Source organism: Serratia sp. JSRIV001 (assembly GCF_019968745.1).
GTDB lineage: Bacteria > Pseudomonadota > Gammaproteobacteria > Enterobacterales > Enterobacteriaceae > Chania > Chania fonticola_B.
In genome coordinates, this window is sequence record NZ_CP074147.1 from 676,190 (window position 1) to 692,967 (window position 16,778).

General features: G+C 47.7%; 14 protein-coding genes. 9 read left to right on the forward strand and 5 right to left on the reverse strand.

The genetic code is table 11. The features are described from left to right. Position 1: 1 nt before the first annotated feature. A complete protein-coding gene (locus KGP17_RS02995; RefSeq protein WP_021807854.1) occupies positions 2-514 on the reverse strand; it encodes a helix-turn-helix domain-containing protein in 513 nt (170 codons plus the stop codon). 373 nt (positions 515-887) lie between these two features. Here KGP17_RS02995 and KGP17_RS03000 point away from each other — a divergent pair, with 373 nt between their 5' ends. Both KGP17_RS03000 and KGP17_RS03005 read left to right on the forward strand, forming a co-directional pair. Further along, positions 888-1,523, forward strand: a complete 636-nt coding sequence (locus KGP17_RS03000) for a carbonic anhydrase (protein WP_021179138.1) — start codon at positions 888-890, stop codon at positions 1,521-1,523. Between the two features lie 121 nt (positions 1,524-1,644). Continuing rightward, entirely contained in the window at positions 1,645-2,361 is a 717-nt protein-coding gene (locus tag KGP17_RS03005) for a LuxR family transcriptional regulator (protein ID WP_021179139.1), read from the forward strand. Here KGP17_RS03005 and KGP17_RS03010 read toward each other — a convergent pair whose 3' ends face one another. Next, the gene (locus KGP17_RS03010) at positions 2,362-3,006 is read right to left on the reverse strand and encodes an acyl-homoserine-lactone synthase (RefSeq protein ID WP_071682435.1); all 645 of its coding nucleotides are present in this window, start codon (positions 3,004-3,006) and stop codon (positions 2,362-2,364) included. Positions 3,007-3,340: 334 nt separating this feature from the next. Between KGP17_RS03010 and KGP17_RS03015 the strand changes: the two genes are divergently transcribed. The 3 genes from KGP17_RS03015 to KGP17_RS03025 are packed head-to-tail and all read left to right on the forward strand — an operon-like array spanning position 3,341 to position 6,901. Further along, the gene (locus KGP17_RS03015) at positions 3,341-4,672 is read left to right on the forward strand and encodes a VWA domain-containing protein (RefSeq protein ID WP_223498844.1); all 1,332 of its coding nucleotides are present in this window, start codon (positions 3,341-3,343) and stop codon (positions 4,670-4,672) included. An 11-nt stretch (positions 4,673-4,683) separates the two neighbouring features. Further along, positions 4,684-6,237 carry a sensor histidine kinase KdpD gene (locus tag KGP17_RS03020; protein ID WP_223498845.1) on the forward strand — a complete coding sequence of 518 codons (1,554 nt, stop codon included), beginning with the start codon at positions 4,684-4,686 and terminating at the stop codon, positions 6,235-6,237. Further along, the gene (locus KGP17_RS03025; RefSeq protein WP_223499602.1) at positions 6,218-6,901 is read left to right on the forward strand and encodes a response regulator transcription factor; all 684 of its coding nucleotides are present in this window, start codon (positions 6,218-6,220) and stop codon (positions 6,899-6,901) included. The genes KGP17_RS03020 and KGP17_RS03025 overlap by 20 nt, the downstream gene beginning before the upstream one ends. Before the next feature lie 104 nt (positions 6,902-7,005). Here the strand turns inward: KGP17_RS03025 and KGP17_RS03030 are convergent, their stop codons facing one another. From KGP17_RS03030 to KGP17_RS03040, 3 genes are all read right to left on the reverse strand, one after another. Next, entirely contained in the window at positions 7,006-8,877 is a 1,872-nt protein-coding gene (locus KGP17_RS03030; RefSeq protein ID WP_223498846.1) for a 3'-5' exonuclease, read from the reverse strand. Between the two features lie 208 nt (positions 8,878-9,085). Continuing rightward, a complete protein-coding gene (locus tag KGP17_RS03035; protein ID WP_223498847.1) occupies positions 9,086-9,958 on the reverse strand; it encodes a phosphorothioated DNA-binding restriction endonuclease in 873 nt (290 codons plus the stop codon). Positions 9,959-10,096: 138 nt separating this feature from the next. Next, complete coding sequence (locus KGP17_RS03040) at positions 10,097-10,834, reverse strand: LuxR family transcriptional regulator (protein ID WP_223498848.1); 738 nt, start codon at positions 10,832-10,834, stop codon at positions 10,097-10,099. Positions 10,835-12,043: 1,209 nt separating this feature from the next. Here KGP17_RS03040 and KGP17_RS03045 point away from each other — a divergent pair. From KGP17_RS03045 to KGP17_RS03060, 4 genes are all read left to right on the forward strand, one after another. Further along, complete coding sequence (locus tag KGP17_RS03045) at positions 12,044-12,622, forward strand: LuxR C-terminal-related transcriptional regulator (RefSeq protein WP_037376594.1); 579 nt, start codon at positions 12,044-12,046, stop codon at positions 12,620-12,622. A 202-nt stretch (positions 12,623-12,824) separates the two neighbouring features. After that, positions 12,825-13,421 carry a common pilus major fimbrillin subunit EcpA gene (locus KGP17_RS03050; RefSeq protein ID WP_021807862.1) on the forward strand — a complete coding sequence of 199 codons (597 nt, stop codon included), beginning with the start codon at positions 12,825-12,827 and terminating at the stop codon, positions 13,419-13,421. Positions 13,422-13,486: 65 nt separating this feature from the next. After that, on the forward strand, positions 13,487-14,170 hold the full coding sequence (locus tag KGP17_RS03055) for a hypothetical protein (protein ID WP_094982201.1): 684 nt from the start codon (positions 13,487-13,489) through the stop codon (positions 14,168-14,170). 135 nt (positions 14,171-14,305) lie between these two features. Continuing rightward, positions 14,306-16,768 (forward strand): CS1-pili formation C-terminal domain-containing protein, encoded by a 2,463-nt coding sequence (locus tag KGP17_RS03060; protein WP_094982242.1) that lies wholly within the window; start codon positions 14,306-14,308, stop codon positions 16,766-16,768. The last annotated feature ends 10 nt before the right edge of the window (positions 16,769-16,778 follow it).

The window sequence follows — 16,778 nt, forward strand, 5'->3', positions numbered from 1 at the left end:
GTTAGCTCCCTTTGATTGACTTCTTCAATGGTTTTAGCAGAGCAACCAGATCGGCCGACGTTGTGCCTGTCGTTTTGCGGGCCGTATTGTTTGCTACGGAGCCAGCTTTTGTTGTTGCAGCTGCCTGTTTGTCTGATCTTTCGTACCTGTAGGCAACCTCAGGGCGCGGTTTTTTGTCTGCCGGGGCTTTACTTGGTTTTGCCTTGGAAGTGAAAACGATGTCGTTCTTTATCAGCCGGGAATCCTGAAGTTGGCGACCTAGTTGATCTTCGGCGGCCAACTGATTCAGATCGTTTTCAAGCCCTAACACCTGCATGACAGATAAATATGCACCTATAGTAACGCCTGCTCCCCCTGCCTCAAGCGAACGCAGTGTCATTGGCGACATACCTGCCCGTTCTGCCACCTGTTTGGCCGTTAGTTTGCGCCGAAGACGCGCAAGTTTCAGCCGCTCACCAAAATCAGTCAGCAATTGGTTAGTTGTAGGAAGTAATGGTGCTGTTTTTTTCGCCATGATGTCAATATTTTATCTTTTTAGTACAGATTACGCCATAATATTAGCATAATTTCGACATGAAGCAGCAAGGGGATGACGTGTGATGCTAATATTTTTACTAAAAATGGTTTAAAACGCCAGAATATTAGCACTTTTGAAACTGCTTCGAAGGAGGGAAGGGGATTTGTACGTATTCACTGCCCCGTATCTGCATCGTCCATTTATGCAACGTCTGTGTTACCTGGGCTCTTATGTTCCTTGCAGATAGTCAACTCGTACTAAAAGCACCCCGCTGAACCTCTGGGATGTCTAGCTTAAGGTTTGGCCCGCTTTCCAGCTTAGCCAGCAAGGATTATCATACTATCGAGACTACAGATCTAGAGAGTGTGCTATGCAACATATTATTGAAGGTTTCCTCAGTTTCCAGAAAGAGATTTTCCCGCAGCGTAAGGAGCTCTTTCGCAGCCTTGCCTCCAGCCAGAATCCTAAAGCGCTTTTTATTTCGTGTTCTGACAGCCGCCTGGTACCCGAGCTGGTAACCCAGCAAGATCCGGGGCAGCTTTTCGTTATCCGTAACGCAGGCAACATCGTCCCTTCCTTTGGCCCGGAGCCGGGTGGGGTGTCGGCGACCATCGAATACGCGGTTGTGGCGCTAGGCGTTACTGATATCGTGATTTGCGGCCACTCGAACTGCGGCGCCATGAAGGCTATCGCTTCTTGCCAGTGCCTTGACCCGATGCCTGCTGTTGCTCACTGGCTACACTATGCGGACGCGGCCAAAGCGGTGGTAGAGAAGAAAACCTGGAATAGCGAAATCGACAAAGTTAACGCTATGGTTGAAGAGAACGTGATAGCCCAGCTAAATAATATTAAGACTCACCCGTCCGTTGCCGTTGGGCTGCGCGACAACGCACTACGCCTGCACGGCTGGGTGTACGACATCGAAAGTGGCGAGATCCGCACGCTGGATAAAAATACCAAGAATTTCATTTCTCTGGCGGATAACCCCGAGGTGTACTTCGAATAACAGATGCTTGACTATGAGTGGGACCGCTCCTGGGCAGAAAACCAGGAGCCTTCTGCCTGGCGTCCTTATCTGCTATATTCGCCAGGTGGAAATTATTTAAGCAATCGGGGGTAGGTCGTTAATGGAAAACGAAGAACATATCAGTAACATTATAAAAACGCACCTCGAAGCGACATTAAACGATCTCGGGGAATTTATCTGGGCATATGTGGTGTTATCGAAAAAAGATATGTCCTGCATCTTTGGGGTAACCAACTATCCTGGTGAGTGGGTAGAGCATTATAAAGCCAACGGTTTACAGTATACCGATCCGGTGGTGATCACTGCGCTCAACCGGCTAACGCCTTTTTCATGGGATGAAAATCTGATGACGGGGGGAGGGTTTCATTTTTCCGAACTCTTCGAGCGGGCCAGGAAATTTGGACTGAATAACGGCTATACGTTTGTATTGCATGATTATAATAATAACCTGGTCACGTTATCTTTTATTCTTGCCCCTGAAACCAGAGCGGAATTAACCCAAACGCTGATCAAGAATAAAGGTGACATCTCTGTTTTACTGGCGTCAGTGCATGAGATATATCTAACCCTGAATTCGCTGTCAGAAAAAAACGCCTCTCGCTCGGAAAAAAGCGCCCAATTTACCGAACGGGAAAACGAAATCCTCTACTGGGCCAGCGTGGGCAAAACCTATCAGGAAACGGGGATGATCCTGGGGATCACTACGCGTACGGTCAAGTTTCATATGTCCAACATCGTCAAAAAGCTTGGAGTCGCAAATGCCCGGCATGCAATACGTCTAGGTGTGGAACTTCAACTGATTAAACCGGTTAGTTGATTACAAAGAAGGCTCAGCCGCCAGCGGCCAGTCGTTCAGCCTGGTTTCGTCCGCTGTGCTGTACTTGCTGAATATCTTGGCTTTTAGCTTCCTCTGGCTCTCAGAGTCGACATGGCCGAGCAACAGATAGACCGGCTCATCTTTCTCGGAAACACCGGTTTCCAACACGGTGACATTCCAGCCGGAGGTTCTGATGATGTGCATCATCGGATGGCTGGCGACGGCAAGAATGCCATCATAGTGATGTTGCCGCGCGTAGTTAATCAGTGAGAGAAACAAAGCCATAGTGACAGGAAATTTACGGCCTAACAGCGAGTGGGTTCTTTCTTTATCCACGAAGAAACGCGTGGATTCAATGTAGTTGCCTTCTGGAATGTTGACATTGTTAAAGAATGAGGAGAATGTACTGTTCAACATATTTTGGTATTTCATGTCTATCATCCTGGTTCCGCATATAATCATGCCGTTCTCCACGCCGAAAATATAATTGGTCTTGTCATTATCAAACTGATCGACCTCCTTGCCGTCAGAGCAGTCGACAGCCCATTGCAGTCTGTCTTTAAAGGTATTTTTTCTTAACATAAAGAGATCTTCAGATTTCTCATTGCTCATTGAAGCATAGTTAACGCTGTAAATATTAAACATAATGTCACCTGTGAATGAATATATAGAGATAAGTTCATCCGGTAACATCAGTGAAGTTTCATTAAGAGCATGCCGGTACAAAGGAATGATAATGCTTTTTAATAGATTTACGCTAACCTTATTATAGGAATAAACGGGTTTTTAGCCGGTGTTGGGTGGGGCGTTTTAGGCGACACTCTGGGCTTAAAAGTGATATGTTTCTTACCACGTGCGGACCCGAGGGAGCAGCAACGGTAACTTTTACCCATTTTTTACAACTTTATACAGATAACAGACAACTCTCCGGCCGATAAGGGCAAGAATGGATTCGATTCTTTTGACAAGGAGCTTCACCATGGATCTGAAATGTATTTTTGCGTTATTCACCCTGTCGGTGCTGCCATGGAGTGCCAGTGCCGCTCCGGCTGCCCCCAAGGTCGTCGTAAAGTCTGAAGTTGCCTCGCCAGTGGTGTTGGAAAATACCCAGGATAAAAACTACCTGAAAATCTCGTTGGTGGGCTATCCGCTGCCGCAGGAAAAACGCAGCCCGATCAATCTGGCGCTGGTCATCGACCGCTCCACCTCAATGAGTGGAGATCGTATCGAAAACGCCAGAAAGGCGGCGATCGCCGCTGTGAACATGCTCAACGGTAATGACACGCTTTCGGTCGTTGTCTATGACTCCGGGGTTGAGGTGGTGATCCCTGCCACCAAGGTCAAAGATACCAAAGAACTGATTAATAAAATTAACAAAAGTATTGAACCGCGTGGGATGACGGCGCTGTTTGCCGGGGTGAGCAAGGGTATCGATCAGGTAAGCAAGCATCTGGATAAAGAGCAGGTTAACCGAATTGTTCTGCTTTCCGACGGGCAGGCTAACGTTGGGCCAACCTCCAACAGTGAGCTGGCCGAGCTGGCCAAACTGGCGGCCAAGAAAGGCATTGCTATTACCACTATCGGCATTGGTGATGGTTATAACGAAGATCTGATGACCACCATTGCTGGCTATAGCGATGGCAACCATGCCTTTGTTGAGCAATCCAGCGATCTGGAAAAGACCTTCGCCTACGAGTTTAACGACGCTATGTCCGTGGTGGCGCAGGATGTGGTGGTGGTGATCAAAACCGCCGATAAGGTTACGCCGGTTCGTCTGTTGGGGCGTGATGGCAGCATCAGCGGCAATACGGTCACCGTGAAACTGAACCAGCTGTATTCCAATCAGGAAAAATATGTTCTGCTGGAAGTGATCCCGGCCAAGGGCAGCAACGCCCAGAGCAAACCGCTGGCCGATGTGAACGTGCGTTATGCCAACCTGAGCACCAAACAGGTCGATACCTTCAATGAGAAGGTGGCGGTGCGTTATAGCCAATCCGCTAAGGACGTGAGTGCCGCTCAGGTTGATGAGGTGCTGGTGGACTCGGCCATTCAGAAGGCGGCAATTGAAAATGAGCGCGCGGTAGAGCTGATGGATGCCGGCAAAATGGAAGAGGCCAAACAGGTATTTAGCGCTAACGCGGCAGCCTTGGAAAGTTTGCCTGTCAGCGCCGCGCCAGCCAGACAAAAAGCCGAAGCCAGCGCGCAGAAGAACAAAGACCTGATGGGTAAAATGGAAAGCGACAGCAAGGAGTCGACCCGTAAGGCAGTGAAAGAGCAGAACTACAACATCAAAACCCAGAAGAACCAGTAGCAGGGAGCCTAATGAGCCAGCGTACTTCCAGAAGTTTGACGGTTTTTATCATCATCACCGTGGCGATCTTCAGCCTGATCGCCTATCTGGGAGTGCGCACCCTTGAGCACGAAGTGCTGCTACGCCATTACCAATCCCAAACCATGGCACAGACGCGCGTCACGCAGGCCAGCGACAGCGTTATGGACATCCTGCGGCAGAAAGCGACGCGGCTGGACGCGATCACCGACTATATTCAGCACAACGAACAGGCGCTCAAGGAGCTGGTCGAGAAGGATCACGACATTGATGGCGTGTTTGTCCTGCAGAAAAATCGGTTGTTGTATCCCAACGAAAACGGCCCACTGAGCCAAAAAGAATTAGCCTGGGTTCAGGCCATCACCCCGCTGGTGAACGATCCTTCCTTGCTGTATGGCCACAACGTAAAAAGCGAAATGGCTATCCCACAATCCGGCTGGTATATCACCGGCGAGGTGCATGAGCCGCTGTTGATCTACTGGCGCACTATCGGCAGCGAGACCATCGGATTTCGGGTTCCTTATATCAAGTTGCTATCGGACGTGATCAATGCGGTTAACTTCGATTTTGGCAAAGACACGCTGGTGCTGGTAGAGAACGGGCGCCTGCTGTACCAAAGCAATCCTTACGTCGAGCTGGGAAACCAGCCGCCGTTGGCCGAACAGAGCCTGCCTTATCCGCTTACCGGCTGGCAGGTGAGCTATTACGGCAAAGCGGCCAGTACTACGGCGGTCTACCTGTGGGGCGGGGCGTTTATCCTGCTAATGCTGGCCATCATGGGCTTGATCATTTTCCGCCTCTACCGGGAATACACCCAGACGGCACGGCTGGCGCGCCAGCAGGTGGATTTTGTCAGTCAGGTGTCCCACGAGCTGAAAACGCCGCTGACTAATATCACGCTGTATGCAGAGTTGCTGAAAGAAGAGCTGGATGAACAGCACAATGAAGGACTGCGTTACCTGGACGTGATAATCGGTGAGAGCCAGCGCCTATCGCGCCTGATCCAGAACATTCTGAGTTTTACCCGCGAGCCGAAGCTGCACATTCAGCCCATTGACCTCAACCCGCTGCTGGCGAAGATTACTCAGACTTTCACTCCGTCATATCAGGCCAAGGGGATGACGATTTCCCTCTCATTATGCGAAAGCGTGGTGGTGCAGAGTGATATCGATCGCCTGACGCAGATTATCAATAACCTGCTGAGCAATGCGGAAAAGTATGCCACGGCCGGGAAACAGGTCGATATGCAGGTGGAGTACAGTACGGACTCGGTGGATATCCATGTGCGGGATTATGGTGCCGGTATTACCGAGAAAGAGCTCAGGATGATCTTCCTGCCCTTTTACCGTGTGAAGTCAGCCATTACCGAGGGTGTTTCGGGCACCGGCATTGGCCTGACGATTGCCCAGCAGCTGGCGCACAGCCTGGGTGGGGAGATCCTGGTGGCTCCGCAGTCGCCTGGGGTACGCTTCACCTTGCGGCTGGCGCGTAAAATAACGGCAAGTGTAATCACCACAGGGAGTCATGATGAAAATACTGGTCGTTGAAGACGATACGAACATTCGCCAGGGATTGGTCGAGGCGCTTTCCCGCGAGGGCTACATCCTGATTGCCGCAGAGAATGGCAAAGTGGCGCTGGAGATGTATCAGCAGGAAAAACCGGATTTTATCATCCTCGATATCATGATGCCGGAGCTGGATGGTTACGCGGTATGCCGAGAGATCCGCAAACAAGATGAGCAGATCCCGATTATCTTTTTGTCCGCCAAGGATGAAGAGATTGACCGGGTGGTCGGGTTGGAGCTGGGAGCCGATGATTACATCAGCAAGCCGTTTGGCATTCACGAGATCCGCGCCAGGATCAAGACCATCGCCCGGCGTTGCCTGCGTAGCAAGACCGCGCAGCCAGATGCCAGCTTTTGCTTTGGTGATTTAACCGTGTACCCCAATGAGCTGTGCGCTCTGCGCCAGACGGCGAGGTTGGAGCTTTCACTGCGCGAGGTGAAAATCCTGGAGTGCCTCTATCAGCACAAGAATAAGGTTGTCACGCGCGAGATGCTGTTCGATGCTGCCTGGGGCTATGATTTCCTGCCTAACAGCCGCACGTTGGATCAGCATATCTCCAAGCTGCGCAAGACCATTGAGCTCGATGCGAATAGTCCGTTATTGATTCGCACCGTGCATGGGATGGGGTATCGGTATTTGGGGTGAGGGTGGGGCACAGGGAGCAGTAGGCTGTACCAGCCCTTGGTATTTTTGCCCTTTAGCCTCTTTTTAATCTCGCACCTCCAACCAATGCGGCCATTCAGAACCAGCTAACTTACCAAGTGCTGGTCTGTCATCTTTTCATACGTTGAAATAATATGTTCACTGAGCTTATTATCCCTATTGAAAGTCACCAGCAGGTGGCGTGTTGCACGGGTGAAACCAACATAAAGTTTTTTAATGTCATCACTTAAGTCATCTTCTTTACTAGATGAATTACAACTATCAATAACGGCAACTGAATGGAATTCTAGTCCTTTACTGCTAGGTAAGGGCATAATGCAAACTTTATTCTCAAGAGGATCGTATTTCTTCTTGTCATTAGATTTAATGATGAGGTTAAAAGGTATGGAATTATTTTCTAGTACCTTCACAATATTGTCAGGAAGGCATTTTGTTGAAGGGCACAAGATAGCCATATCATGCCATGCGATACCATTCTTATGCTCTTTGGTTAACCATTGAGCGACATAGTTTACTTCATCTTCGTGAGTTTTAAGCTTTTTGACAATGGGGTAAGGGCCAATGTCGCCACCTGCATCGGGCTTATCATAATAAAATTCTTCAGAGCAATGGGCATTTAGATAGTTAAATGCAATGCCGCTAGCGAAATGGAGGATCTGTTGAGTATTACGATAATTAAGTTTTAATATTGATGTACGACCTTGAGCTTGAATGCCAACGCTGGCCAAAGAGAAACTCAGTGCATTCCGTTTCTTATAAATAGACTGCGTATCGTCATAGAGGAAAAGTAGTGAGTTAGTTTCTTGGGCTGTCATCTTGGATAAAATTTTCAGCCATTCTGAATCGAAGTCATGTCCTTCATCAATAAGCACCGCGCTGTACTGTTCAGAAGGTATTTTTCCGCTTTGGAATCCTTCTTTTAATGCTACTTCATAATTTTCTGGGAACTCGAACTTTTCTTTAACCGGGACATTATGAAATTTTACCTGTCGAACGCACCATGAATGGAAGTGAATAACCTTAACGTTGGCATTTGGTAATTGGCTACGAATTAAGGCTGAAAGCTTTCTTGCTAGAGTAATGTTGTAGCAGATGACAAGTATTGGCTTTTGGCAGACATTACTATTTTTTAGCAGATGTTGGCATCGATAAAGTAGAATTAATGTTTTCCCAGAGCCTGCAACACCATGGATAACTCGATGTCCTTCCCCCAAGCTGCGAGCTAGCAACTCTTGTTGGGTATCCATTATTTTCATAATGTTCGGTGTCGATAATTTATATGTGGTATCAGTCTCGTCGGTTGAATTTTGAGACGCATTTCCTATGCGTATTTCTGGGTATAGTATCCAGCGAATACGATTTATTTGCTCTGAGGTGACGCTAAACGGAAAGTAATGAGGTATTAATTTTTTTAATCTGGCGGTTATTTTCTCTGCATTCATGAACTCTGTCAGTTCATCTTTACATATGACCAACTCTGAAGGCAGAACGCTTTTTGATGTCTCATCAGGAAATAGTTGATTAAATTGCTTGCGGGTTATATTACTGAGATAAACACCATATCCATAAGGCAAGCAAAAGTTACCCTTGTATCTTTCTTTTTCTTGTATTAGTTGAGGGTCTTTTTTTAGACTATTGGTGGTTTCAAACGCATAGCGCCGGACCTGTTCAATCGGGTTCTGGTGCGTTATGGATCCGTCTTGGCTTTCATAAACCAAATGACTTTTACAAATGGATTTTATTCTGCTGGCAAACCAATCCTTCACCTCAATGAAGAATATACCAATTTCGGGAGAGAAAACTATGAAGTCTGGGTGGCGATGGGCCTCCCCTGTTGGGATATCGTACCAACATATTGCGTCATCGCTTAGATTACTTTCAAAAATGCGAGCCAGGCGCTTTTCCCCTGCAGTTATTTTCCCGCTGCAACTATTAATCGTAGGTATTATTATCGCCACTTATCGTTTCATCCTTAATAATTTGCCATTCCATTTTTTGAACGGTATTGAATTGAGCAGCATTCTAATAAGAATCTTGCATCATGTCTGTGATATCGTTGGCAATTACTTTATCACACATAAGTATTTCTTCAGTATCAATTTCCAATTGCAGTGAGGGTGTTGCTTTTAAGTTTATGATTTTAATATAAAATCATTGGCTTGTGTCTCATCCCTTAAACACCTGTCCCCGATGCCACTCCACAAACTTATCCAAAGGATAATGGTCGGCGATCTTTGGCAACCGAATCGTCTTCCCAGCAAAGTCCCAGAACAATTGCTCGATCATATGGGTACCGTTCACGCCTGCAGAAACCAGCAGTTTCATGCTGTCATCAAGCCCGATGGCTCCCATATCGAATGCGGAGTGGTGCAATGAGCACAGCGCTAATCCGTTGGTCACGGTGCAGGGGCCGCCGTGTTGCTTCCATTTGATATGCGCGGCCTCCAAGCCAACGGGCGTAGTGTCGTGTTGCAGGTTGTAGCCACACACCGCGCATTGGTAGTTATAGGCACGCAATATCGTTTGCCGGAATGCTGGGTCGCGTGCTTTACGTATTCCATCAAGCTGAAAGTCCAGGCGGTTGGCTATCAGCTCCTGAACGCTGTCAGGGAAATGCTCACAGAGAATTTGCTGTGCAAGCTTGTCTATCAGAGCGGGTTGGCTGCGTAGCAGCTGATAACTTTCTTTGTCGAAGCCGCCGCTAACGCCATGTTCGATAATTTCCCGCTTAGGTGGCTCTTTGCTGCCTTTCTGCGGGCTGCAAAGCTCTGCATTCTGTAATTCCCAGAATCCGTCGCCGCGTAAACGCCAAAACGGCATGGTGGGGTAATGGTCACGCCGTTGTGGGCCGAAGCTATTGAGTAATGCCAGCAAGGGGCCGTGGATTTCTTCGCCGTAATTGAACAGCCGCTCGTGCCCTTGCTGATATTGGGAGAGCACATACAGCAGCAATAGTGGCTTATGTGGTGCACGTTGATCGCCTTTGCGCCATAAGGTCAGATTAGATATGGCGGTTTGCAGTTCCTGGCTGGTTTTCATCGGTGCATCCTGGCGGGCGGCGAAAGTGATTGCGATCATGCTCGCAAAACGAAAGGGATTCAATAGCTTCTAGGCAAGCATCAGCCACTCACTCCCTACCTTACTGGCTTTCTTACAAGGTCAGCGGGAGTCTTGATTTCAACGCGTGATCGGTTTGACAAGCTGCCACTCTGCCCCCAGCCTGATGGCATGTTTGGCATTAGTCACGCCCATCTTTTTCACAATATTGCCAATATGGAATTTTACCGTACGGACCTTCACGTCTAAAATAATGGCAATTTCCTGATAGGTTTTACCCATGCTGGCCCAATAGAGCACTTCGTTCTCCCGCGTTGTCAGGGGGGCTTTCTCTTCGCTGGAGTTATCGCGATTATTTCGTGCGGTTTCCTGGAGGCGGGTGGCGAACCTTTCGTGAACGTTAGCCAACAGCATCTGAAAACGGGCTTTGTTAGGGTGAATTTGGCCCTCTATATCGATGGATTTACTGTCATTAAGCGTCAGCGTCAGCATCGCCAGATTATGATCGTGGTCATGCAATACAAAGGTATAGCCAGTGGTAATATTATAGTTCTTTGCATGGCTGAATATATCTGAGGGCTTTAGCCTTGGGTTTATTGGTGTACTTTCATCCCAAGGAAATGGAGAGACTCTCTGCAGGGCGGAGAGTACCACGGGATCGATGCATTGGTAGTTCCTTTCTTTATAGATATCAATCCATTGGCTTGGATAACTGGAGGTTATCAATGTCTCCATAAAGTCTTTCTTGTTAAGTATCAAATGGGCGTATTTGAAATCGCCAAATTCCGCTATTTGTTTATCCAGATGGTTTTTAAAAGCGTTTTTTTCATCTTGGCTAGCAGAGAAAAATGTAGACATCAAATTACCTCAATATGAAATAATAACGCTACTAACATAACTTGTGGGGTAATAATTTAATCTAGCCGTTGTTGAACGCCAGATAATATACTGGCTTTCCCGTTATTTTCGATAAAATAGCAAAAAAAACCTGACCTCGTTGGGTCAGGTTGCCACATTGGCCAACACCAGGGAAATTTTTACTGCCATTATCTTAAAGCCATCTTCTTGGTTGAGGCAAGTGCTCTGTGCCGGATTTTGGCTGTCTATCACCATTATTCGGTCTAGGATTAGTATTGCCTTACGTTGATCATTGCAGCAGCCCGGTATCTGTATTGATATTCTTGCTCCTCACTCTTGGCATTATCTGAGGTAGTTACTCAGGGCTGCATTGGTCATCCACTATTATTTGGTCATTATTTGATCAGTTATGAGCCTGTTTTTCTAACGAAAAACTCTTGTAGGACCTCAATATAAGCATCTCGAGTCCGCGTTATTGCTGTTTGCAGACTGCTATAAGCCGCTAATCGGGCTGTTGATATCATTGCGTTGATCAATAGATAGTTGCCATGGGGATCCAAGCTTGATCTTCACCGATAGCTAAAAAGTGAGGTCTCAGCATCGGGTTGGCGGCCTTAAAACCGCTCTCAGACGGGCTCTCATGAGATAAAACGGATTTTTTTCAATGAAAAAAGTGATTTTAATCACAAATAAAGACCCTTAAATCGCTCATTAAATGCTCATTTCGTTGCCATTATGTTGCACTGTCGTGTCTGTTAAACGGGAGGGGGTGAGACTATTCTGATTCGCGAGCTAAGCAACACGTTATAGTGTTACTTTTATGGAAATGTTCTTGATCATCCTTGTGCGTTATTCGTCCGCTAATACCCTTTATCTACTGCTGTACCAGCATTTTTTAAGAAAAAGCTTATTTATAAAGTGTGGGTGTATAAAGAATATTCTTAGTTGACTATGAGCTTCCTAATTAACTTTTTAAACTAAAATATATACTCTTAATCCTAGGAGTTTTCATAATGAATAATAACAACTTGATAGGTATTATCGATGAATAAAGCCATTCGCGATCGTTTTAACCGATTTTGAATAATTGTTTTTAGCCATTAATATTGTTTTGAAAATTAAGAAATAACTTAGTTTTGCTAAATGGTATTCTGCTCATCCAACGGCGTAATGGAGTTGGTAATATAGTAAAGAAAGGAAGGGATCCTTATGCTAAATATATTGGATTTTGGGTGCCTGCCGCAGGCCGGTTCTCCATCAAAAAGACCTTTAACCTGGCCAGATACCAATAAGTATTTCCGTGAAGGCATCGTAGGTTACTGTAACTCAGTTAATACTTCCCCGGAGCAACTCAAAGTCGTATTTGTTGACTTTCAATTAGCTAACCTGCGCCTTTTTCTGGAGCAGGACTGGCTAATGTATTCTGCTTGTAATCGCATTGTGCTGGTCACCGATAGTTACCTGTTACCCTTGGCCAATTATTATAAGAGCATGTTTCGGCAGGTTGATTCTGTGATCCAGAGAACGGGCGAGTCCAGTGACATTTTTGCTAAAATCGATCATGTTATTGCCGGGGAGCGGGTTTCTTCAACATCGCAAGTCAGGCTGTCTTCGCGTGAGATATGTTTATTACGTACTCTGATACATGGTGTCACCGTGGGCGATCTCGCCAACAGGTTGCGGCTTAGTCCTAAAACGGTTTATGCCCTACGCCATAATATTTTAGGCAAGATGGGGTTGACTAAAATGAATGATATTTTCACTCAGGCCTATCACTCTGTCAGATAAACTATAACTACCTATTATCATAGGGCTATAAAAATTAAATGAAATATGCGGTGATTTTATATCGCAGATATTTCGTTGTTTAATTGCCGTAGGACCTTTTCGAAAATTTTAGTTTTCGAATGCGCCCTTGTGTCGCATTTATTGTGCCACGCCAGTAAATATTGGCGGGAAATTAATTGATATAAATAAAGGAAGAAATTTTATGAAGAAGTTAGCTCTGGCTTTGATTGCAGCTTCAGCGTTGGGAACAATTAATCTGGCTAATGCGGACACTCGTACTGCGAACGCGACAGCGTCTTGGGATGCAAAAGCCATTAAAGATACCAGCAGCATGCTGGTTGTTACCCCGATAAAGTCACTGACCTTTAATTACGCAGAAGGTCTGGAGCGTTTTAACTCTCAAGACGGCGCGTTCGATATCACCATCGCTGGCCAGTCTGGCGCGAGTGATTTCAAACTGACCTCTAAAATCATCTCCAACACCCTGAACCGCGCAAGCGATGACTCTGCGCTGACCGTTGGCGTTAAGTGGAACGGCAAAGCACTGTCTGAAAGCAGCGATATGGTGATGATCGATACTTCAGCAGGCATCAGCGCTGGCCTGTCTGCTCTGGCTATGGAAAGTGCTTATGCCGGTGCTAACCGTACCAGCACTCAGGGCGTGTTCGCCTTTGATATCGCGAAAGCGACCGTTGCCGGTGCTGATACTGCGTTCAAAGACCTGACCGATGGTTACTGGGATGGCAACGTAAACGTTGAATTCACAGCAACTTGGGACGGTACTTTCACCACCCTGTAAGTGATTTTGTTGTCTTAACGTAGTCAGGATTGGGGTGAATAGCCCCGATCCTTATGGAATACATGATGAACAGATGGTTTCCTACGCTGATGTGCTCAGCACTATTTTATTGTACTCACGCCGGTGCAATTAACGTTGGCGCGATTACATCAATCATTTCCCCTGAGCAGAGCGTTATCGCCAAGGAGGTGATTAATACCGTGGATGATGCCCGTCTGGTCAGCCTGAGGGTCGAGCGTATTTCCTCCCCGATGGAAGGTGGCAAAGTGATCCCAATGGAGAGCAAGCAGGAAATAATGGCCACGCCATCCAACCTGATATTGCCCGGCAAGGGGAAAGATGTTTTCCGCGTTTTCTATTACGGGCCTAAGGACGATAAAGAGCGTTATTACCGTTTAATCTGGAATGATAATCCGGTTACCGAAGAGGGGCTGTCAAAGACCAAAAAATCCGCTTCGGCAACCACCTCGGCAACCATAAGCACCATTATGGTCGTCACACCACGGAAGGATAAGTTCGATTATCAATACCGAGATGGTGTTGCTTATAACACCGGAAACAGCTCTTTCCGCGTGGTGGCATTTGGTCCCTGTAAGCAGCCACAGACCAGTGAAGAGAAAAATAAAGGGTGCCGTGAGCGTTATTACGTTATGCCGGGATTAGGCGTGCATTTGAAATTTGTTGATATCAATAATCAAAAACTCAGCGTTGGCATTTGGCACAACGAAGATTATATCAACGTGAAATAGCCTCTTTACTCATTACCTGCATCGTAAATGTTTTCCAGGTGTGGGTTAGGAGGCTATTTGGGGAAGCAAATGGGTAATAATTTCATCTTAAGGACAAGAACCAAGGCCGTAGCGTTGTGTATTGCTGCGGCTCTGATGTCTATGCAGGCTAACGCCAGAAACCTACAGGATGTTCGTTTAGGAAATTATCTTATCCCGGGGGTATTTGGTCAGGCGCTGACCGAAGGTATGACCATTCCTGTATTGCTACGTTACAAAGGTGGCAACCAACAAGAAAAACAAAAGGTAGCGGATGCGCTGGTGGTGCTGGAAAAAGACCGCCTGATGATAAGAGAAATTACGCTGGCGGAAGAGTCTGAAGGGGCAACGTTGGCCGAGACGACCCAGACATTGATCCGTGGTCTGAAAGATCGTTTCTTTGATCAAAATACCCATATTGCCGTTTCGTCCGATGCCGATTTGAACCTGAATATCCGTTCATTTGTACTGACGCTGGACGTGAGTGAAAAAAGCTTGGGGACCGCAATTATCCCACGGACGAGTCTTCTGGGACTCTCTTCGGTGCCGCATTTCAGTTCGGTGCTAAATTACGATCTCGGTGTTTACCGCTCGCAGTTAAAAAAGGGCGAGAACACCTCGAATAACTATCTGACCCTGGATAACACCTTCGGCTTTGCGGAGCATCATTTCAATGTGAACGGCTCGTTTTACGGTATTGGGGAGTCCCAGCAGGATTCTCAGCTTTACCGCGCCATGTATGAACGGGACATGAGCGGACGCCGTCTGGCATTTGGCTTGGTTGACACCTGGAACCTGCAATCGTTGGGGAACCTATCGGCACTTAACTCCAGCAAGGTGTACGGCGTCACCTATGGCAATAAGTCCGCTACCCAGATCCAGAATACCCAATATTCGCTAACGCCAATTACCGTATTCTTACCTAGCGCGGGTGAAGTCCATATCTACCGGCAGGGGCGTCTGTTGAACATCCAGAATTTCCCGATGGGCAGCTTTGAGGTTGATACCAGCCGTCTGCCGTATGGGATTTATGACGTTGATGTCGATGTGGTGATCGACGGCAAAACCCATTCGCGTATGCGCCAGACGATCAACAAAGCCTTCTCTGGCAATAATGGCGTGGCGCAAGAACTTAACTGGCAGCTCTATGGCGGATATGTTAATTACGACAGCCGCAATAACCGCACCAATGGCAGCACCACCAACGAAACCTATCTGGCAGGGGCGTCGGCGGCCATGTCGATCCCGGAAATTCTCAAGATCGCCTCGGTCCCGGCGATATTTGGCCTGGCAGTGCAAACCTCGACCTATACCTTCGACAAGAAGGTGGTGAATGAAACTTCGATCAACCTCAACGTGAACCAGTTCGCGAGCTTGGGCTGGCAGGGGTTGCTGTCGCAGGGCGGGCGTTACCGCAATATTTTAAGCGCCAGCCTTATGCTACCGAAAGGCTTCGGCAGCGTGTGGGCCAACCGGGAGAAGAGCCATATCGGTAAGGAGTTGCCGGTCTATGAGTCGGACAGCTATTCCTATGGCGGAACCCTTAGCCTGAGCCGGTTCTTTGAACGTGGTGGGCAGCTTACGCTTAGCCGCACGGTAGATAAGCGCGAACGTAGTACCTCTAACAACCTGGAATACTCCACGTCACTATTCTCCGGGCGTTATGGCACGGTCAATCTACGCGCCGGTATCCAGCGTTATCGCTATGATTTCCAGTCCAATAGCACCAACCAGCGCTATATCTCGTTGGACTTCTCTTTGCCGCTGGCCGCCTGGTTAAGCACCGGTGTGTCTTCCAACAATGGCAACGTGCGGGCCAACCTGGCCGGCAACAAGAGCTTCGATGACTCGGCGTTTACCTCTGCCGGTTTCAACCTGGCCAAGCTGGTCAAGGATAAGCACAACGGTGACAGTGCTTATTCGGCCTCTGGCTATGCTGCCTTCGATACCAAATACAGCGCGGGGACCTTGTCGCTCTCACGGCCTGACAACAATCGCCTCAATGGCAACCTGACTGCGCGCGGTGCAGTGGCCTACAGCGATAAGAACTTCGCCGCCAGCGGTATTCAGGAGAAATCTGGGGTGTTGGTAAAAACCGGCTTCATCGACGATGCGGTGCTGTCGGCTCAGATCGATGGCCGCAGCTATCCGCTGAGCGGTAAGAATAACTTTATCCCGTTGCCGCCGTACTCGAGCTACAAGGTTGAACTGATGAACGATAAAAACTCGATGGACAGCTTTGACATCGTCAAGGGGCGCACTCGCAATGTCACGCTGTATCCGGGCAACGTCGCCGTTTATGAGCCGGAAGTGAAACAGTTAGTGACGGTGTTCGGCCGTATGACCATGGAAAATGGCCGGGCGATCGCCAATGCCGCTGTGCGTAACCACATCGGTAAAACCATTACGGATGCGACGGGCGCCTTCCAGATGGACGTTGATAAACGCTACCCGAGCGTGTCATTGACCATGCCAGATAATGGTATTTGCGAAGTCGATCTGGATTTGGCCAAGGCCAAGGGCGTGAAGTGGGTCGGCGATGTGGTGTGCAACGTGCAGACCATACTGGCACAACGATGAGCAAAGGGTG

Coding starts and splice junctions, on each gene's coding strand:
- KGP17_RS02995 (WP_021807854.1), bottom strand. CDS start 514: ATGGCGAAAAAAACAGCACCATTACTTCCTACAACTAACCAATTGCTG.
- KGP17_RS03000 (WP_021179138.1), top strand. CDS start 888: ATGCAACATATTATTGAAGGTTTCCTCAGTTTCCAGAAAGAGATTTTC.
- KGP17_RS03005 (WP_021179139.1), top strand. CDS start 1,645: ATGGAAAACGAAGAACATATCAGTAACATTATAAAAACGCACCTCGAA.
- KGP17_RS03010 (WP_071682435.1), bottom strand. CDS start 3,006: ATGTTTAATATTTACAGCGTTAACTATGCTTCAATGAGCAATGAGAAA.
- KGP17_RS03015 (WP_223498844.1), top strand. CDS start 3,341: ATGGATCTGAAATGTATTTTTGCGTTATTCACCCTGTCGGTGCTGCCA.
- KGP17_RS03020 (WP_223498845.1), top strand. CDS start 4,684: ATGAGCCAGCGTACTTCCAGAAGTTTGACGGTTTTTATCATCATCACC.
- KGP17_RS03025 (WP_223499602.1), top strand. CDS start 6,218: ATGAAAATACTGGTCGTTGAAGACGATACGAACATTCGCCAGGGATTG.
- KGP17_RS03035 (WP_223498847.1), bottom strand. CDS start 9,958: ATGAAAACCAGCCAGGAACTGCAAACCGCCATATCTAATCTGACCTTA.
- KGP17_RS03040 (WP_223498848.1), bottom strand. CDS start 10,834: ATGTCTACATTTTTCTCTGCTAGCCAAGATGAAAAAAACGCTTTTAAA.
- KGP17_RS03045 (WP_037376594.1), top strand. CDS start 12,044: ATGCTAAATATATTGGATTTTGGGTGCCTGCCGCAGGCCGGTTCTCCA.
- KGP17_RS03050 (WP_021807862.1), top strand. CDS start 12,825: ATGAAGAAGTTAGCTCTGGCTTTGATTGCAGCTTCAGCGTTGGGAACA.
- KGP17_RS03055 (WP_094982201.1), top strand. CDS start 13,487: ATGAACAGATGGTTTCCTACGCTGATGTGCTCAGCACTATTTTATTGT.
- KGP17_RS03060 (WP_094982242.1), top strand. CDS start 14,306: ATGTCTATGCAGGCTAACGCCAGAAACCTACAGGATGTTCGTTTAGGA.